The 16,311-nt window shown below is 70.9% G+C and carries 11 protein-coding genes; 7 read left to right on the top strand and 4 right to left on the bottom strand.

What is annotated here, in order from left to right:
- Positions 1 to 32: 32 nt before the first annotated feature.
- Complete coding sequence (locus I5I_RS10350; RefSeq protein WP_036319145.1) at positions 33 to 1,040, bottom strand: pirin family protein; 1,008 nt, start codon at positions 1,038 to 1,040, stop codon at positions 33 to 35.
- On the bottom strand, positions 1,037 to 1,411 hold the full coding sequence (locus tag I5I_RS10345; RefSeq protein ID WP_036319142.1) for a GNAT family N-acetyltransferase: 375 nt from the start codon (positions 1,409 to 1,411) through the stop codon (positions 1,037 to 1,039). Before I5I_RS10345 ends, I5I_RS10350 begins: the two co-directional genes overlap by 4 nt.
- Before the next feature lie 99 nt (positions 1,412 to 1,510).
- On the opposite strand from I5I_RS10345, the gene I5I_RS10340 reads away from it, so the two are divergent.
- The 3 genes from I5I_RS10340 (at position 1,511) to recQ (ending at position 7,531) form a co-directional block, all read left to right on the top strand.
- Positions 1,511 to 2,710, top strand: a complete 1,200-nt coding sequence (locus tag I5I_RS10340) for a glycoside hydrolase family 3 N-terminal domain-containing protein (protein ID WP_083867997.1) — start codon at positions 1,511 to 1,513, stop codon at positions 2,708 to 2,710.
- 57 nt (positions 2,711 to 2,767) lie between these two features.
- Entirely contained in the window at positions 2,768 to 5,329 is a 2,562-nt protein-coding gene (locus tag I5I_RS10335; protein ID WP_036319138.1) for a DEAD/DEAH box helicase, read from the top strand.
- A 180-nt stretch (positions 5,330 to 5,509) separates the two neighbouring features.
- On the top strand, positions 5,510 to 7,531 hold the full coding sequence (gene recQ, locus I5I_RS10330) for a DNA helicase RecQ (protein ID WP_036319135.1): 2,022 nt from the start codon (positions 5,510 to 5,512) through the stop codon (positions 7,529 to 7,531).
- A gap of 106 nt (positions 7,532 to 7,637) precedes the next feature.
- On the opposite strand, the gene I5I_RS10325 is transcribed toward recQ, so the two are convergent.
- Entirely contained in the window at positions 7,638 to 8,918 is a 1,281-nt protein-coding gene (locus I5I_RS10325; RefSeq protein ID WP_036319131.1) for a TetR/AcrR family transcriptional regulator, read from the bottom strand.
- Positions 8,919 to 9,047: 129 nt separating this feature from the next.
- Between I5I_RS10325 and I5I_RS10320 the strand changes: the two genes are divergently transcribed.
- The 3 genes from I5I_RS10320 to I5I_RS10310 all read left to right on the top strand — a co-directional run bounded on the left by I5I_RS10320 (position 9,048) and on the right by I5I_RS10310 (position 14,874).
- A complete protein-coding gene (locus I5I_RS10320; protein WP_036319128.1) occupies positions 9,048 to 10,835 on the top strand; it encodes a glycoside hydrolase family 3 protein in 1,788 nt (595 codons plus the stop codon).
- Between the two features lie 284 nt (positions 10,836 to 11,119).
- On the top strand, positions 11,120 to 12,601 hold the full coding sequence (locus I5I_RS10315) for an MFS transporter (RefSeq protein ID WP_036319125.1): 1,482 nt from the start codon (positions 11,120 to 11,122) through the stop codon (positions 12,599 to 12,601).
- Positions 12,602 to 12,768: 167 nt separating this feature from the next.
- Positions 12,769 to 14,874 carry an acyl-CoA dehydrogenase family protein gene (locus I5I_RS10310; protein ID WP_036319123.1) on the top strand — a complete coding sequence of 702 codons (2,106 nt, stop codon included), beginning with the start codon at positions 12,769 to 12,771 and terminating at the stop codon, positions 14,872 to 14,874.
- A gap of 24 nt (positions 14,875 to 14,898) precedes the next feature.
- Here the strand turns inward: I5I_RS10310 and I5I_RS10305 are convergent, their stop codons facing one another.
- Positions 14,899 to 15,498, bottom strand: coding sequence for a DUF4166 domain-containing protein (locus tag I5I_RS10305; protein ID WP_036319121.1), 600 nt, complete (start codon positions 15,496 to 15,498; stop codon positions 14,899 to 14,901).
- A gap of 41 nt (positions 15,499 to 15,539) precedes the next feature.
- On the opposite strand from I5I_RS10305, the gene I5I_RS10300 reads away from it, so the two are divergent.
- On the top strand, positions 15,540 to 16,311 hold a 772-nt coding region (locus I5I_RS10300), incomplete at its 3' end, for an NAD-dependent epimerase/dehydratase family protein (RefSeq protein ID WP_036319119.1).

The raw sequence follows: 16,311 nt of genomic DNA, 5'->3' as shown, positions 1-16,311 counted from the left end.
CGCGCTCGCGGAGCCCGGGCCGGGAAAAACCCTCAGACCGTGCGGCGTCGAGGAGTCAGTCGCACCGCCGGAAGCGGAGGCGCCGGCACCCGCTCACGGTCGTGTCCGATGACGTGCCCGAACCGCGCGTCGGCACGCTCGGTGCCGTCGGCCTCGCTCTCCCAGGCCTCGCGCGCGGCCACGATCTCATCGTGCGAGCGCCCCACGAAGTTCCACCACATGACGATGTCCGACTCGAACGGCTCGCCGCCGATCAGGAACAGCGTCGTGTCCTCTTGCGCCGTCACCTCGACCCCGTCGCGATGGATGCCGAGGTACAGCAGCCCCTGGTCCGGGAGGGCGGTCGCGGCATCCTCCGCGGTGTGCACCTCGGGCCCCCCGGCGACACCGACGAGGGCGTACTCCCAGGCCGGATCGAGCGGAAGGCGCACCCGCGCCCCCGCCGGCACGCGGATCTCGGCGCCGACGATCGGCGTGTGCATCGTCGCGGGCGACGGCACGCCGGCGAAGACCCCGACCACGACCGTCGCCGTGGCCCCGGCGCCGTGCTCCCCGTCGTCGAGGGTGACGATCGGCAGGTTCTCGTGCCGCTCGAACCCGGCCGCGCCGTGTCGGCGGGACTCCGGGAGGGCGACCCACAGCTGCAGCGCATCCAGTGGCACGGCGTCTTCGCCCAGGGAGTACTCGGAGTGTGCGATGCCGGCGCCGCTGGTCATGAGGTTGAGGACGCCGCGCCTGACCACCACGTCGTTGCCGAGCGTGTCGCGGTGGCGCACCTCGCCCACGAGCGGCCAGGTCACGGTCTGCAGGCCGATGTGGGGGTGCGGCTCCACCCGCATGCGCGCGGTCTGCGGCCCGAACCTGTCGAGGAAGCACCAGGCGCCGACCATCGGCAGTGCGCGCTGGGGCAGACTGCGGTGCACCTCCATCGCCCGCACGCCGCCGAGCGGGACCTCGCGGGCCTCCAGCAGCAGCGAGCGGGGACCGTCGCAGGCGGCCGGTCCGGCCAGGTCGGGGGCCGCGTCGTCGAGCCTGGTCATCCTCGGGACGACCCCACCCCTTCGTCACCCGGCGTCGGCTCGGCGGTCGGTGCGGCGCTCGCCGCCTCGACGTCGCCCTCGCGCCAGGCCACGGCGAGGCCGGGCACCTCGTTCTTCTGCAGGTAGCTCACGACGAACGGGCACACGGGCACCACGGGAACCCCGCGCGCGGACTCGCCCTCCATCGCCGCCGCGACGAGCTTCGTGCCGAGTCCGCGTCCGCCGTAGGCGGGGTCGATCTCCGTGTGCGGGAAGACGTGCCGGCCCTCGGCATCCGCTTCGTACTCGGTGAAACCGGCGACCCGTCCGTCGACGAGGATCTCGTAGCGGTCGGCGTCGTCGTTGCGGGCGATACGGATGTCGTCGCTCATGACGTCCCTTTCGTGTGCAGGTGTCTTCCCACCGTAGGCCGGTTCTGCGCCCGGGCACCAGGCCTGTCGCCGCGCCGCGCGAACCGGAAGGATGGCGGGGTGACATCTCTCTCCCGCCGCCGTCCGAGACGCCTGCTGCGCGCGTTGAGCGCCGTCTCGGCGGCCGCCGCGATCGCCCTCGGCCTGGCCGCGTGCGGTGCCTACGGCCCGTCGCCGTCACCGTCGGCGTCCCCGTCGACGCCGGCGCCGACGACGGCACCGACACCCACGCCGACGCCCACCGCCGACCCGCTCGCCGGACTCGACCTGCGCCAGCGCGTCGGACAGCTCTTCATCGTCGGCACGCAGATCGACGCGGCGACGCCCGCGACGATGTCGGCCGTGGCCGACCGGCACGCGGGCGGCATCTTCCTGCACGGGCGCTCGCAGGCGGGGTCGGCGGCGGTCGCGGCGCTCGTGGGCTCGTTCACGAGCGCGGATGCCGACGGCATCCCGCTCTGGGTCTCCACCGACCAGGAGGGAGGCGAGGTCCAGGTGCTGACGGGGCCGGGGTTCGACGACATGCCGTATGCGATCCGGCAGGCGGATCTGCCCGACGACCAGCTGCGCGCGTCGGCCACGACGTGGGGCCGGCAGCTCGCCGCCGCCGGCGTCACGCTGAACCTCGCGCCCGTCGCCGACATCGTCACGAGCCAAGCGACCCGCTTCGACAACCCACCCATCGGCGCCCTCGGACGCCAGTACGGCTACGACGAGGCGACCGTGGTCGCCAAGGCCGGCGCGTTCGCCGACGGGATGCGGGCCTCGGGTGTCATGCCGGTGTTCAAGCACTTTCCGGGGCTCGGCCACGTCACCGCCAACACCGACACCACCGCGAACGTGGTCGACACGACCGTCACGGCGGACGGCCCCGACATCGCCGTCTACCGCGGTCTGCTTCAGGGCGGGCCCGCCGCCGTGATGGTTTCCAGCGCGATCTACCAGAACATCGACCCCTCTGCACCGGCGGTGTTCTCACCGACGGTGGTGGGCCTCGCCCGGTCGCTCGTGGGGCCCGACGCGATGATCGTCACCGACGACCTCTCCGCGGCACAGGCGGTGCAGGCGTGGAGCCCGGCCGATCGCGCGGTGCTCGCCGTGAGCGCCGGGGTCGACGTCGTGCTCGCATCGACGGACCCCAGCGTCTTCGCGGCCATGTACGACGCGGTGCTCGCCAAGGCGCAGACCGATCCCGCATTCGCACAGCGTGTGGACGACGCCGCACGACACGTGCTCGCCGCCAAGGCCGCGCGCCCCTGAGCCCACCGCGGCGGCACCGTGCGACGGTGGCACCGCGGCGCCTGGCAGACTCGGGTAATGACCTCGCCCGCGGCACTGACCGATCTCGTGCCCGTCGGAGCGTCGGCGGATGCCGCCTATCAGGGCTTCGTCGATTGGGCCGCCGGGCGCGGGCTGGCGCTCTATCCCGCACAGGACGAAGCCGTCATCGAGCTGGTGTCGGGCGCCAACGTGATCCTGTCGACGCCGACCGGCACCGGCAAGTCGCTCGTCGCGATCGCCGCGCACGCGGCCTGCCTGGCCGCGGGCGGCCGCTCGTATTACACGGCCCCGATCAAGGCGCTGGTCAGCGAGAAGTTCTTCGCGCTGGTCGAGGTGTTCGGCGCCGAGAACGTCGGCATGGTCACCGGCGACTCGTCGGTGAATCCGGATGCCGCGATCGTCTGCTGCACCGCGGAGATCCTCGCCAACATCGCCCTCCGCCACGGCGCGGATGCGGAGATCGCGCAGGTCGTCATGGACGAGTTCCACTACTACGGCGATCCCGATCGGGGATGGGCGTGGCAGGTGCCGCTCCTGCTGCTGCCGCAGGCGCAGTTCCTGCTGATGTCCGCCACTCTCGGCGACGTCACACCGATCGCCGACGATCTGGAGCGCCGCACGTCCCGTCCGGTGGCGCTCGTCACCGGCGTCGAGCGCCCGGTCCCGCTGCACTTCTCCTACGAGCGCCGGCCGGTGCACGAGGTGCTGACGATGCTCGTCGACGAGCGCGAGGTGCCGGTCTACATCGTGCACTTCGCACAGGCAGCGGCCCTCGAGCGTGCGCAGGCCCTGGCATCGGTCACCCTCACCACCCGCGCCCAGCGCGACGAGATCGCCGACGCCATCGGCGGCTTCCGCTTCACGACCGGCTTCGGCAAGACGCTGTCGCGCCTCGTCAGGGCCGGCATCGGCGTGCACCACGCGGGTATGCTGCCGCGCTACCGACGCCTCGTCGAGACGCTCGCCCAGCGCGGGCTGCTGCGGGTGATCTGCGGCACCGACACCCTCGGGGTCGGCATCAATGTGCCCATCCGCACCGTCATGATCACCGCGCTCAGCAAGTACGACGGCACGAAGATGCGCCAGCTCACCGCGCGCGAGTTCCACCAGGTCGCCGGGCGCGCGGGACGTGCCGGCTACGACACCCACGGCAACGTCGTGGTCATGGCGCCCGAGTGGGAGATCGAGAACGCGCTCGCGCTCGCCAAGGCCGGAGACGATCCGGCAAAACGCAAGAAGATCGTCCGCAAGAAGGCCCCCACCGGTGTCGTCAACTGGGGCGAGGGATCATACGAGCGGCTCATCGCCGCCGCTCCCGAGCCGCTCGTGCCGCAGCTGAAGCTCACCGCCGCGATGCTGATCAACGTCATCGGTCGCGGGGGAGACGTGTTCGGCCACGTTCGCGCGCTCGTGTTCGACAACCACGAGCCGATCGCGCGTCGGTTCGCCCTCGCCCGACGCGCGATCGCGATCTTCCGCACGCTCGTGGATGCCGGGATCGTCGAGATCGACCGCTCCCCGGCATCCGGCCCGCGCATCGCGCTCACCGTCGACCTGCAGCCGAACTTCGCGCTCAACCAGCCGTTGTCGCCCTTCGCGCTCGCCGCCATCGAGCTGCTGTCGCCGGACGACGACGTCCTGCCGGGCGGAGCCCCCGCGCAGGGTGGTGTCGGCACCGGCCACTACGCCCTCGACGTGCTGAGCGTCATCGAGTCGACCCTCGATGACCCGCGCGCCATCCTCGCCCAGCAGGAGTACCGCGCCCGGGGCGAGGCGGTTGCCGCCATGAAGCGCGACGGCATCGAGTACGACGAGCGCATGGCGCTGCTCGAGGAGATCACCTACCCGAAACCGCTCGCCGACCTGCTGACGCAGTCCTTCGAGGTGTTCGCCTCGTCGCAGCCCTGGGTGCGCGACTTCGAACTGAGCCCCAAATCGGTGGTCCGCGACATGTTCGAGCGGGCCATGTCGTTTGCGGAATACGTCTCCTTCTATCAGCTGTCCCGCAGTGAAGGGCTGGTGCTGCGCTACCTGTCCGACGCCGACCGTGCGATTCGCCAGACCGTTCCCGCTGATGCGAGAACCGACGAGCTGCGCGACATCATCGAGTGGCTCGGCGAACTCGTGCGCCAGGTCGACTCGAGTCTCGTCGACGAGTGGTCGGCGCTCATCGACCCGGCGGCGGTGCTGCCCGAGGACGGCGCTCCGGTCGTGCCGCCGGCGCCGCCCTCCATCCTCACGAACGAGCGCGCGTTCACGGTGCTCGTGCGCAACGAGCTGTTCCGGCGGGTGCAGCTCGCGGCTCTGCAGGACGACGACGCGCTGGTCGCCCTCGATCCCGACGTCGACTGGCCGCAAGCCCTCGACCGCTATTACGACGAGCACGACGAGATCCTCACCGGCGGCCCCGCGCGCTCACCGCGGCTGTGTGCGATCGACACGGCGGATGCCGCGGCATCCGGTCTCTGGCGCGTCGAGCAGACGATCGACGATCCGGCCGGCGACCACGACTGGCGCATCCGGGCCGAGGTCGATCTCGCCGCCTCCGTCGAGGAGGGAGCCGCCGTCGTCCGCGTCACCGAGGTCGTGCGGCTCTAACCCGCCGCGCCCGCCCGCGAGCACCCCGGGGACCCGGCGCTCGCCGAACCGCCATGTTCTGCGCGAGCCGCCACCGTCTGTCGTGGCGGCTCGGCGGGATCGTGGCGGCTCGGCGGGGTGTGGGTGGGGTGTGTGGGCGGTGTGGGTGTGGGTGTCGGATGCCGCGGCTAGCCTGGACGGGTGAGTGCAGCCACCGATCGGTACGACGACCCCTACGCGGACGTGCCGTGGGATGTGGATGAGCTGACTCCGCCCGACGACGCCGACGCCCCGCCGCCGCCGGAGTACGACGGGTATGCCGGTGCGCTCGCTCGCGCGACACGGGACGCGGCACCGGCCGCCAACCCGGCCGCCACCGCACCCGCCCGCCCGGCCGCGCCGCGAGCCGCGTCTGCGTCCGACCCGAAGGCCGTCCTGAAGGAGGTCTTCGGGTACGACGAGTTCCGCGGCGATCAGGGCGACATCGTGGCGCACGTCGTCGCCGGCGGCGACGCCGTGGTGCTCATGCCCACCGGCGGCGGCAAATCGATCACGTATCAGGTTCCCGCGCTCGTCCGTCCCGGCACGGGGCTGGTCATCAGTCCGCTCATCGCACTGATGCACGACCAGGTCGACGCCCTGCGCGCCAACGGTGTGCGGGCGGCGTACCTGAACTCCACCCAGAGCCCGTCCGAACGCGCCGGTGTCGAGCGCGACTTCCTCGCCGGCGAGCTCGACCTGCTCTACGTCGCGCCCGAACGCCTCAGCGCTCCCGCGACGAGTGCCCTGCTGCAGCGGGGCACACTCAGTGTGATCGCCATCGACGAGGCGCACTGCGTCAGTCAGTGGGGTCACGACTTCCGTCCCGACTACCTCGCGCTCGGAGATCTGAGCGCGCGCTTCCCCGGGGTGCCGCGCATGGCGCTCACGGCGACGGCCACGCGCGCGACCCATCAGGAGATCACCGAGCGGCTGCGCCTGCCCGACGCACGGCATTTCGTCGCGAGCTTCGATCGTCCCAACATCCAGTACCGCATCGAGCCGAAGGTCGATCCGCGCCGTCAGCTGCTGCAGTTCGTGCGCGCCCAGCCGGTCGGCGCCGCCGGAATCGTCTACGCCCTCAGCCGTAAGTCGGTGGAGCAGACGGCCGAGTATCTGCGCACGCAAGGGGTCGACGCCCTGCCGTACCACGCGGGATTGGATGCCGCGGTGCGTGCTCACCACCAGCAGCGCTTCCTCCGCGAAGACGGCGTGGTGATGGTCGCCACGATCGCTTTCGGAATGGGCATCGACAAGCCGGACGTACGCTTCGTCGCCCACATCGACCTGCCGAAATCGGTGGAGGGTTACTACCAGGAGACGGGCCGGGCCGGCCGCGACGGCGAGCCGGCCATCGCCTGGATGGCCTACGGCCTCGGCGACGTGGTGCAGCAGCGGCGCCTCATCGATCAGTCGCCGGGCGAGCGGTCGTACAAGATGCGGCTCGGTCAACACCTCGACGCGATGCTCGCCCTCTGCGAGACGGTCTCGTGCCGCCGGCAGAACCTTCTCGCGTACTTCGGGCAGAGTTCCGAGCCGTGCGGCAATTGCGACACCTGTCTCGACGGGCCCGACACCTGGGACGGGTTGGTCCCCGCCCAGAAGCTGCTGTCGACGATCGTGCGGCTGCAGCGCGAGCGCAATCAGGCCTTCGGCGCGGGGCATCTGGTCGACATCCTCCGCGGAGCGTCGACCGAGCGCATCCGTCAGCAGGGCCACGACACGCTCGCCACGTACGGGCTGGGAGCGGACCTCAGCGATCAGGACTGGCGCAGCGTCATCCGACAACTGCTCGCTCGCGGCGTCATCGTCGCGCGCGGCGAGTACGGCGTGCTCGCGGTCGGCGACGAAGGCGCGGCGGTGCTGCGCGGTGAGACGCCGGTGCCGCTGCGCCGCGACGTCCTCGGGCGCGGCGGGGGTGCGGCGCGCGTCCGCAAGGCCGCGGCGTCCGACGCCGTGGCCGACGGTGACCGCGACCTCTTCGAAGCCCTTCGCGCCTGGCGTGCCGGGGTCGCGAAGGAACAGGGCGTGCCCGCGTACATCGTCTTCGGCGATGCGACGCTGCGGGCGCTGGCCGAGCAGCGCCCGGCATCCATCGCGGCGCTCGACGGCATCACGGGCATCGGCGCGAAGAAGCGCGAGGCCTACGGCGAGGGCGTCCTCGCGGTCATCGCCGCGCACTGACGCGCGTGCGCGAGTTGCGGGCTCAGCGGGGTGCCCGTCCATGCAGCGCCGACCGGATCCGATGCGAGCCGTAGGCCGCAGGCCACCCGCGGCCGACGGTGGCCGATCAGCGCCGGGGGAGGATGTCGTCGAGGTGGGCGGCGAGCTCTGCGGCCACGTCCACGCTCTCGCGGTCGTACAGCCACTGGTACTGCAAGCCGTCCCACAGTGCGACGAGCCGGATCGCCTCACGGGCGGGATCGCGGTGGGCCGGCAGGTCGCCGTCCTGCTGCGCCGCGCGGAGGACGGCGGTGAAATGGTCGATCGTGGCGGCGAAGCGCTGCGTGAAGTAGTCGTGCGCCGGATGGTCGGGCGGCAGTGCCTCGCACGAGAGCACCGCGTACACCTCGATGAGTCCGGGCGCGGACGCCGCATTGATCGCAGCGTTGCGCGGCAGGTCCCGCAGCGCATCGGCAGCGCGCTGGGCGCGCGCCGGCGGTGACACCGAAATGGCACGATCGCGCTCGGCCAGCACGGCGCGCAGCAGCGCATCCTTCGACGGGTAGTGGTGCAGCAGGGCCGACTTCGACACCCCCACGCGCTCGGCGATCTCCCGCAGGCTGGTGTCGGCGTACCCATCCCGGGCGAACAGCGCCGTCGCGTCGCGCACGATCCGAGATCGCCGCTCGCGCCCGACGCGGTAGCCCTCCGTCGTCTCGGGCTCTTCGTCGAAGAGATCGAGCGTCGGCCAGGGCGCGGGACGGGCGGATGCCGCGGCATCCTCACCCCCGTCGCGTTGCGCCGGACCGGGCGCGCCGGGGGCTGCGACCAGCATCTCCTGCATGTCGGTGAGCAGCGACACGAGATCCACGCGCCGGGGCAGATAGAGCTGGAGCAGCTGCAGGCCGTCCCAGACCGCTGCGATGCGGACGGCCTCGCCGTGCACGTCGCGGCCGGGATGCACCGCGCCGACGGTGCGGGCCGCGGACAGCTGCGCGACGAACACCTCGCGCAGTCGACGGTAGCGCTCGCGCATCGCCGCGTGGGCGGGGTGTCCGCGGGTGGAGCCCTCGCCGACGAGCGCCGCATACAGCGCGAGATAGCCCTCGATCGTCGCGTTCCTCGCCGCGACCGACGAGAAGAGCAGCGCGCCGGCCTCGCGCGCGCCGTCGTGGTCGGCGAGAGCCGTCTCGGTCGATCGGTCGAACCCGGCGACGACGGCGGCGAGGAGCATGTCCTTCGTCGCGAAGTGCTTCAGAAGCCCCGGGTGGCTGATGCCCGCCGCGGTCGCGACATCGCGCAGCGACGCCGCACGATACCCGCGAGAGATGAAGACCTCACGCGCGGCCTCGACGATGCGCGCGCGCGTCGCCGCAGCATTGCGTGTTCGCGCCACTGCCGTCGTCATCCTGCCTCCCCGCTCACCCTAACCCCGGCCTGCGGCGCCCGCCGGAAAGAGTTACCAATCGGTCGGGTTTCGTGTACGGTCGGCACAGAGGCGCACCGGATCCGTGCGTCGCCGTGAAAGGACCCCTCCATGACAGAGCTGTCATCCGCCCCGGCCCTCCCCGACGTCGACGCCCGCCCCTGGCTCGACGCGACGCTCTCCGTCGACGAGCGTGTGGACCTGCTGCTGGCCGAGATGACGGTGGAGGAGAAGGCGGGCCTGTTCTTCCAGACGATGATCACGATCGGCCCCGACGGAGAGCTCTCCGGCGGCGACCCCGCGTTCGGGCTCCCGTCGACCGAGGAGTACGTGCGCGAGCGTCACATGACGCATTTCAACCTCCTCGGCGCCGCGCCCTCGGCGGGCGACATCGCACGCTGGCACAACCGGCTGCAGGAGCTCGCAGCCTCGACCCGGCTCGGCATCCCGGTGTCGCTGTCCACCGACCCCCGCCACTCGTTCACCGACAACCCCGGTGCGGCGATGCACGCCGGTCCGTTCTCGCAGTGGCCTGACGCGCTGGGGCTCGCCGCGACCCGCGACGAGGATCTCGTACGCAGCTTCGGCGACATCGCCCGGCAGGAGTACACCGCCGTCGGCATCCGTGTCGCCCTGCACCCGCAGGTCGATCTGGCGACCGAGCCGCGTTGGGCGCGCCAGCTGCAGACGTTCGGAGAGGACGCCGAGCTGTCGGCGCGCCTCGGCGCCGCCTACATCCGCGGGTTCCAGGGCGAGACGTTCGGGCCCGGCTCGGTGTCGACCATGGTGAAGCACTTTCCCGGCGGCGGGCCGCAGAAGGACGGCGAGGACCCCCACTTCGCCTACGGTCGCGAACAGGTCTACCCCGGTGATGCGTTCGAGCTGCACCTGACGCCCTTCGCGGCCGCCTTCGACGCCGGCGTGCGCCAGGTCATGCCGTACTACGGCATGCCGATCGGCACCCCCTACGAAGAGGTCGGCTTCGGCTTCAACAGGAGCGTGCTCACGGGCCTGCTCCGCCAGCGCTTCGGTTTCGACGGCGTCGTCTGCACCGATTGGGGCCTCATCACCGACAGCGACATCATGGGCACGCCCTTCCCGGCCCGCGCGTGGGGGGTGGAGCACCTCACGCCCGCCGAGCGCATGGCGAAGATCCTGGATGCCGGGGCCGACCAGTTCGGCGGTGAGCGCTGCACCGAGATCCTGGTGCAGCTCGTGGCCGACGGTGTCGTGTCCGACGCGCGCCTCGATGTGTCGGCGCGACGCCTGCTGCGCGAGAAGTTCGTCCTGGGGCTCTTCGACGACCCGTTCGTGGATGCCGAGGCGGCCGACGCGATCGTCGGCTCCGCCGCATTCCGTGCCGCGGGCGAGGCTGCGCAGCGCGCCTCGATCGCGGTGCTGTCCGCGACGGCATCCGTGCCCTTCGCCGGCGGCGTCAAGCTCTACGTCGAGGGGGTGGATGCAGCCGTCGCGGCCGCCTATGGCGAGCTCGTCGCAACCCCCGCGGAGGCCGACGTCGCGGTGCTGCGGCTTCAGGCGCCCTACGAACAGCGAGGATCGGCGTTCGAGAACTTCTTCCACGCCGGTTCGCTCGACTTCCCTGCCGAGGTGGTCGCGCACGTCGCCGAGGTCGCGGCAGTGGTGCCCACCGTGGTCGACGTCTTCCTCGATCGTCCCGCGATCCTCACGCCCTTCGCCGAGCTCGGCGTGAGCCTCACCGCGAACTGGGGTGCCGGTGCCGCGGCCCTGTTCGACGTGCTGTCGGGCCGTGCGCCCGCGCGCGGAAAGCTCCCGTTCGATCTCCCTCGTTCGATGGCCGCGGTCGAGGCCTCACGTCCCGACGTCCCGTTCGACACCGCCGACCCCCTCTTCCGCTTCGGTCACGGCCTCGAGCTCTGACCCCGGATCCCACCCGGGCGCTGACCCCGGATCCTGACCCCGTTCCCACATCGGATTCGGGCCTGCGCAACAGAATCGGATGCCGCCGCGCACGGCATCCGATTCTGTGCGCGTGATCCGCATCCGCTGCGGCGCCGCGGCCCTCCGCGCGCCCGCCGGGCGGCTGCCACGCTCACGCGCGTTACCCCCGCGATCGCCCCGCGTCAAGCGGAGGCGCCGACGGTGCACGCAGGAGTAGAACTGTGCCCGGCGTATGCGAGGTCGCGCGCCGGAGAGGAACGGCGATGGCGTCGTCGAAGATGCAGGTCAAAGAGGTGCGTTCGCTCGTGCCCGCGCGGATGGACAGGCTGCCCTGGGCCCGTTTCCACTGGATGATCGTCGTGGGCCTCGGCTTCTCGTGGGTGCTCGACGGCCTCGAGGTCCAGATCGTCGCAGCCAACGGGTACGCCCAGACCCTCGGGATGGATTCGTTCCAGGTCGGCCTTGCGGGCACGTTCTACCTGCTCGGCCAGGTCACCGGCGCGCTCGTCTTCGGCCGGCTGACCGACCGGCTCGGGCGCAAGAAGCTGTTCATCCTCTCGCTCGCGATCTACCTCGTCGGCAGCGCCATGGCCGGGCTCGCCTTCGCGCCGTGGTTCTTCTACGTCTTCCGCTTCATCGCGGGAGCCGGCATCGGCGGGGAGTACGCGGCGATCAACTCGGCGATCGACGAGATCATCCCGTCGAAGTACCGCGGCCGGGTCGACATCGCGATCAACGGCACCTATTGGGGTGGGGCGGCCCTCGGCGCCGTCGCGAACGTGTTCTTCCTCAACACCGACATCCTTCCGCAGGACATCGGCTGGCGGCTCAGCTTCTTCCTCGGACCGCTCCTGGGCCTCTTGATCATCTGGCTGCGTCGCCACATCCCCGAGAGCCCCCGCTGGCAGATGACGCACGGGCAGGAGGATGCCGCGGAGCGCACGGTCGACGGCATCGAGGTGCGCATCCGTCGCGAGGGCAAGGATCTGCCTCCCGTCGACGAGTCCAAGGCGATCGTCGTCAAGGAGTACGGCCGGGTGCCGTTCCTCACGATCGCGAAGGTGCTCTTCCAGAAGTACCCGCGTCGCACGCTGGTGGGCGTGACGATGATGGTCACGCAGTCGTTCCTCTACAACGCGATCTTCTTCACCTACGCGCTCGTGCTCGAGAACTTCTACGACACGCCTCCCGCCGCGGCATCCACGTACTTCATCGTCTTCGCCGTCGGCAACCTGTCGGGCGCACTGCTGCTCGGCCACTTCTTCGACACCTGGGGGCGGCGCCGGATGCTGTTCGGCACGTACGTGCTCGCCGGGCTCATCCTGCTGGTGAGCGCCTTCCTCTTCAACGCGGGCGTGCTCAACGCGGCCACGCACACCGCGTTCTGGTGCGCCTCGTTCTTCTTCGCATCGGCGGGTGCCTCCGCGGCCTACCTCACGGTGAGCGAGATCTTCCCGCTGGAGCTTCGCAGCCAGGTGATCTCGTACGTCTTCTCGATCGGGCAGCTGGTCGGCGCGGTCGCCCCCGCGCTCTACGGCGCGATGGTCGGCGACGGCACCGATCGCGGACCGCTGTTCTGGGGGTACGTGCTGGGCGCCGCGGTGATGATGTTCGGCGGTGTGATCGCGGGTGTGTTCGGCATCAGCGCGGCCGGCAAGTCGCTCGAGGACATCGCCGACCCCCTGTCGCTCGTCGAGGGTCCCGACGGTGCGGTCCGTGCGGGCGACGGAGGGCCGACGCGATGAAGAACGGTGGAACTCAGTCTCACCAAACGTGGGTGTGGGTCTCATACAGGTGAGGATGCCGCTGGGGCACGCCGCTTTGTGGGCAGCGCGCAAGCGTTTTGCGAGGCCCCCGGCGCGCTCTTAGCGTCGAGCGTGAGTCTTTCTGTCCGCTGTCGAAAGGTACGCCGATGACCGACGCCGCCGTCCGTCCGAAGAAGCCCGCCACGAACACGCGAACGCCCGCCGGCGGAGCCCCGACTGCGGCGCACACCGCCGCAGAGGCCCACGAGCCGCGCATCCACGTCGACACGGTCACCGATCTGCTGCTGGGAACGTGGGCGCAGACCCGACGCGAGGCCCGCGAGATGATCAAGGACCCGGCGCTCTGGAAGATCGAGGGGCTCTCGGTCGCCGACCACCGCGAACGCGTGTTCGGCCAGCTGCAGACCCTCGTCGACAACAACGGGTCGCGGCGCGCGTTCCCGAAGAAGTACGGCGGCCTCGAGGACAACGGCGCGAACCTCGCCGGATTCATGGAGCTCGTTCTGGCCGACCCGTCGCTGCAGATCAAGTCGGGTGTGCAGTGGGGCCTGTTCGGCTCCGCGATCTACCAGCTCGGAACCGAGAAGCACCACGATGCGTGGCTGCGCGATGTCATCGAACTGACGCTGCCGGGTGCGTTCGCGATGACCGAGATCGGACACGGCTCCGACGTCGCCGCCATCGGCACGACCGCCACCTACGACCCGGAGACCGAGGAGTTCGTCATCAACACGCCGTTCCGCGGCGCGTGGAAGGACTACCTCGGCAACGCCGCCGTGCACGGACGGGCCGCGACCGTGTTCGCCCAGCTCATCACCGGGGGCGTCAACTACGGCGTGCACTGCTTCTTCGTCCCCATCCGCGACGACGAGGGCAACATGCTGCCGGGCGTGCAGAGCGAGGACGACGGCGTCAAGGGCGGGCTCAACGGCATCGACAACGGACGGCTGGCGTTCGACCACGTTCGCGTCCCGAGATTCAACCTCCTGAACCGCTACGGCGACGTCGCCGCCGACGGCACCTACAGCTCCGACATCCCGAGCCCCGGGCGCCGCTTCTTCACCATGCTCGGCGCGCTCGTGCAGGGCCGGGTCTCGCTCGACGGCGCGGCGACGACCGCGACCGCGCTCGCGCTGCACATCGCGATCACCTACGCCGGTCAGCGTCGCCAGTTCGACTCAGGGTCGGGCAGCGACGAGGTGGTGCTGCTGGATTACGGCAAGCACCAGCGGCGCCTGCTGCCCCGACTGGCGCAGGTGTACGCGCAGTTCTTCGCGAACGACGAGCTGCTGCGCACCTTCGACGGCGTCTTCAGCGGACGCACCGACACCCCCGACGAGCGCGAGAACCTCGAGACCCTCGCCGCCGCGCTGAAGCCGCTGTCCACGTGGAACGCTCTCGACACCATCCAGGAATGCCGCGAGGCCTGCGGAGGCTCGGGCTTCATGGCCGACAACCGTCTCGTCGGGCTGCACCACGACCTCGACGTCTACGTCACCTTCGAGGGCGACAACAACGTCCTGCTCCAGCTGGTCGGCAAGCGCCTGCTCAACGACTTCGCGAAGCAGTTCAAGGGCGCGGATGCCGCGAAGCTCGCGTCCTTCGCCGCGAAGCAGACCGCCGGCAAGGTGTTCCACGGGGCGGGGCTGCGCCAGCTCGGTCAGGCCGTCACCGACTTCGGCTCCACCGCGCGCTCGGTCGAGCTCGGGCTGCGGGCCGAGCAGCAGCACGAGCTGCTCGCGGAGCGCGTGCGGCAGATGATCGAAGACATCGCCGGGCGGCTGCGCCCGGCATCCAAGGCGTCGCCCGCCGAGGCGGCGGCGATCTTCAACGCCAATCAGGCCGAGCTGATCGAGGCGGCGCGGGCACACGGCGAGCTGCTGCAGTGGGAGGCGTTCAGCGACGGCATCGCCGGCATCTCCGATCCCGGCACGGCGCAGGTGCTGGGGTGGCTGCGCGACCTGTTCGGTCTGCACCTCATCGAGAAGCACCTCGCCTGGTACCTCATCAACGGCCGACTGTCGGCACAGCGCGCGGCATCCGTCTCGAAGTACATCGACCGCCTGCTGCTGCGGCTGCGTCCGCACGCGCAGGATCTCGTCGACGCGTTCGCCTTCGAGCCTGAGCACGTCCGCGCGCCCATCGCCTCCGGTGCCGAGCAGGAGCGCCAGCGCGAGGCGCGGGCCTACTACGCCGATCTCGCCGCCGCCGGCGAGGCGCCCGTCTCGGAGAAGTCGCTCAAGAAGAAGTAGGTAGCGCCGCGGAGGGTGCGCTCCTCACTGGAGTTCGTAGGTGAAGCTGCCGCGGTAGCGGAACGCCGTGCCGATTCCGCGCAGTCGCACGACGGCATCCACTCGCTGCAGGCCGTCGGTGATCCGTTCATCGACGACGACCTGGGCGAACGGCGGCAGGGGGATGCGCCGGCCGGCGATCCGCCAGGCGAGTCGATCCGAGCGCAGCCGAAGGCCGCCATTGATCACGGCGGCAGTGAGGCGAACCTCCAACCCTCCCCGTCGCCCGAGCCGGTCGACGATCGCGCCCTCGACGGCCTGCATGCTGTCGAGCATGACGCGCTCGCGTCTGCGAAACCGGAAGGTGCGGACGGCGCGCAGGGTTCCGTCGGGCCCGCGCTCGTTGCGTACCGAGAACGGCACCTCCTGCTCGTTCTCGGGAAACAGCACGCGTCGCCATGCCAGGACGACGAAGACGGGGCGCAGGAGCGCGATCCTCGCCCCGGCGACCTCGAAGGTGCCCTCGCCGGCGCCGACCGCGCCCGGGGGGATCGGTCCGAAGTAGACGCGTAGGCGTGGGTCGAGGTCGGCGAAGTGCAGACCGAGCACCTTCTGATAGACCGACGTGTCACTGGACGCGCTCATGCCTCCGAGGGTATCTTGTTTTGAACACGTTCAGAAAGGGGATGCCGGTGCACGAGCAGACACGGCGGCGCGTCGTCGTAGCCGGGGCGTCGGGCTTCATCGGGAGGGCCGTCGTCGCGTCGTTGCGCGCTCGTGGCGACGAGGTCACGGTCGTCGGTCGCACCGCCGGGGTGGCCTGGAACGACGACGCCGCACTCGTCAGAGCCGTCGAGGGAGCCGAGGTCGTCGTGAACCTGGCGGGGAAGTCGGTCAACTGCCGCTACACCGACCGCAACCGCGACGAGATCCTGCGCTCACGCATCGAGACGACGCGCGCCCTGCGGACGGCGATCGCGGCGGCGTCGTCGCCTCCGGCCGTGTGGCTGAACGCGTCCACCGCCACGATCTACCGGCACCGCACCGATGCCCCGCACACCGAGCATGCCGGTGAGCTCGGCACGGGATTCTCCGTCGACGTGGCGCGGGCGTGGGAGGAGGAGCTTTTCGCGGGAGAGCTTCCGCAGACGCGCCGTGTCGCGATGCGGATGGCGATCGTGCTGGGCGACGGCCCCGCCACCCGGATGCTGACGACGCTCGCCCGCCTCGGCCTCGGCGGATCTCAGCGCGACGGCTGGTGGCTGCAGCACCGCCGCTACCGCGGCATCGGGCCGCATCCGAGCGGCGATGGTCGCGCGTCGCACCACCGCACCCGCGGACGCCAGCGCTTCAGCTGGGTGCACATCGACGACGTCGTGGCCGCGATGCACTTTCTGATCGAGCGTGACGAGCTGGCTGGTGTCGTCAACGTCGTCGCGCCGCAGGCCTCCGACAACC

The sequence above is a fragment of the Microbacterium sp. B24 genome, from assembly GCF_000333415.1.
In the GTDB taxonomy this organism is placed as follows: Bacteria; Actinomycetota; Actinomycetes; order Actinomycetales; family Microbacteriaceae; genus Microbacterium.
This window is presented reverse-complemented; position numbering and strand designations above follow the sequence as displayed.

Excerpts from the sequence above, each read along its gene's own strand:
- I5I_RS10350 (WP_036319145.1), bottom strand. The coding sequence starts at position 1,040 with ATGACCAGGCTCGACGACGCGGCCCCCGACCTGGCCGGACCGGCCGCC.
- I5I_RS10345 (WP_036319142.1), bottom strand. The coding sequence starts at position 1,411 with ATGAGCGACGACATCCGTATCGCCCGCAACGACGACGCCGACCGCTAC.
- I5I_RS10335 (WP_036319138.1), top strand. The coding sequence starts at position 2,768 with ATGACCTCGCCCGCGGCACTGACCGATCTCGTGCCCGTCGGAGCGTCG.
- I5I_RS10325 (WP_036319131.1), bottom strand. The coding sequence starts at position 8,918 with ATGACGACGGCAGTGGCGCGAACACGCAATGCTGCGGCGACGCGCGCG.
- I5I_RS10320 (WP_036319128.1), top strand. The coding sequence starts at position 9,048 with ATGACAGAGCTGTCATCCGCCCCGGCCCTCCCCGACGTCGACGCCCGC.
- I5I_RS10315 (WP_036319125.1), top strand. The coding sequence starts at position 11,120 with ATGGCGTCGTCGAAGATGCAGGTCAAAGAGGTGCGTTCGCTCGTGCCC.
- I5I_RS10310 (WP_036319123.1), top strand. The coding sequence starts at position 12,769 with ATGACCGACGCCGCCGTCCGTCCGAAGAAGCCCGCCACGAACACGCGA.
- I5I_RS10305 (WP_036319121.1), bottom strand. The coding sequence starts at position 15,498 with ATGAGCGCGTCCAGTGACACGTCGGTCTATCAGAAGGTGCTCGGTCTG.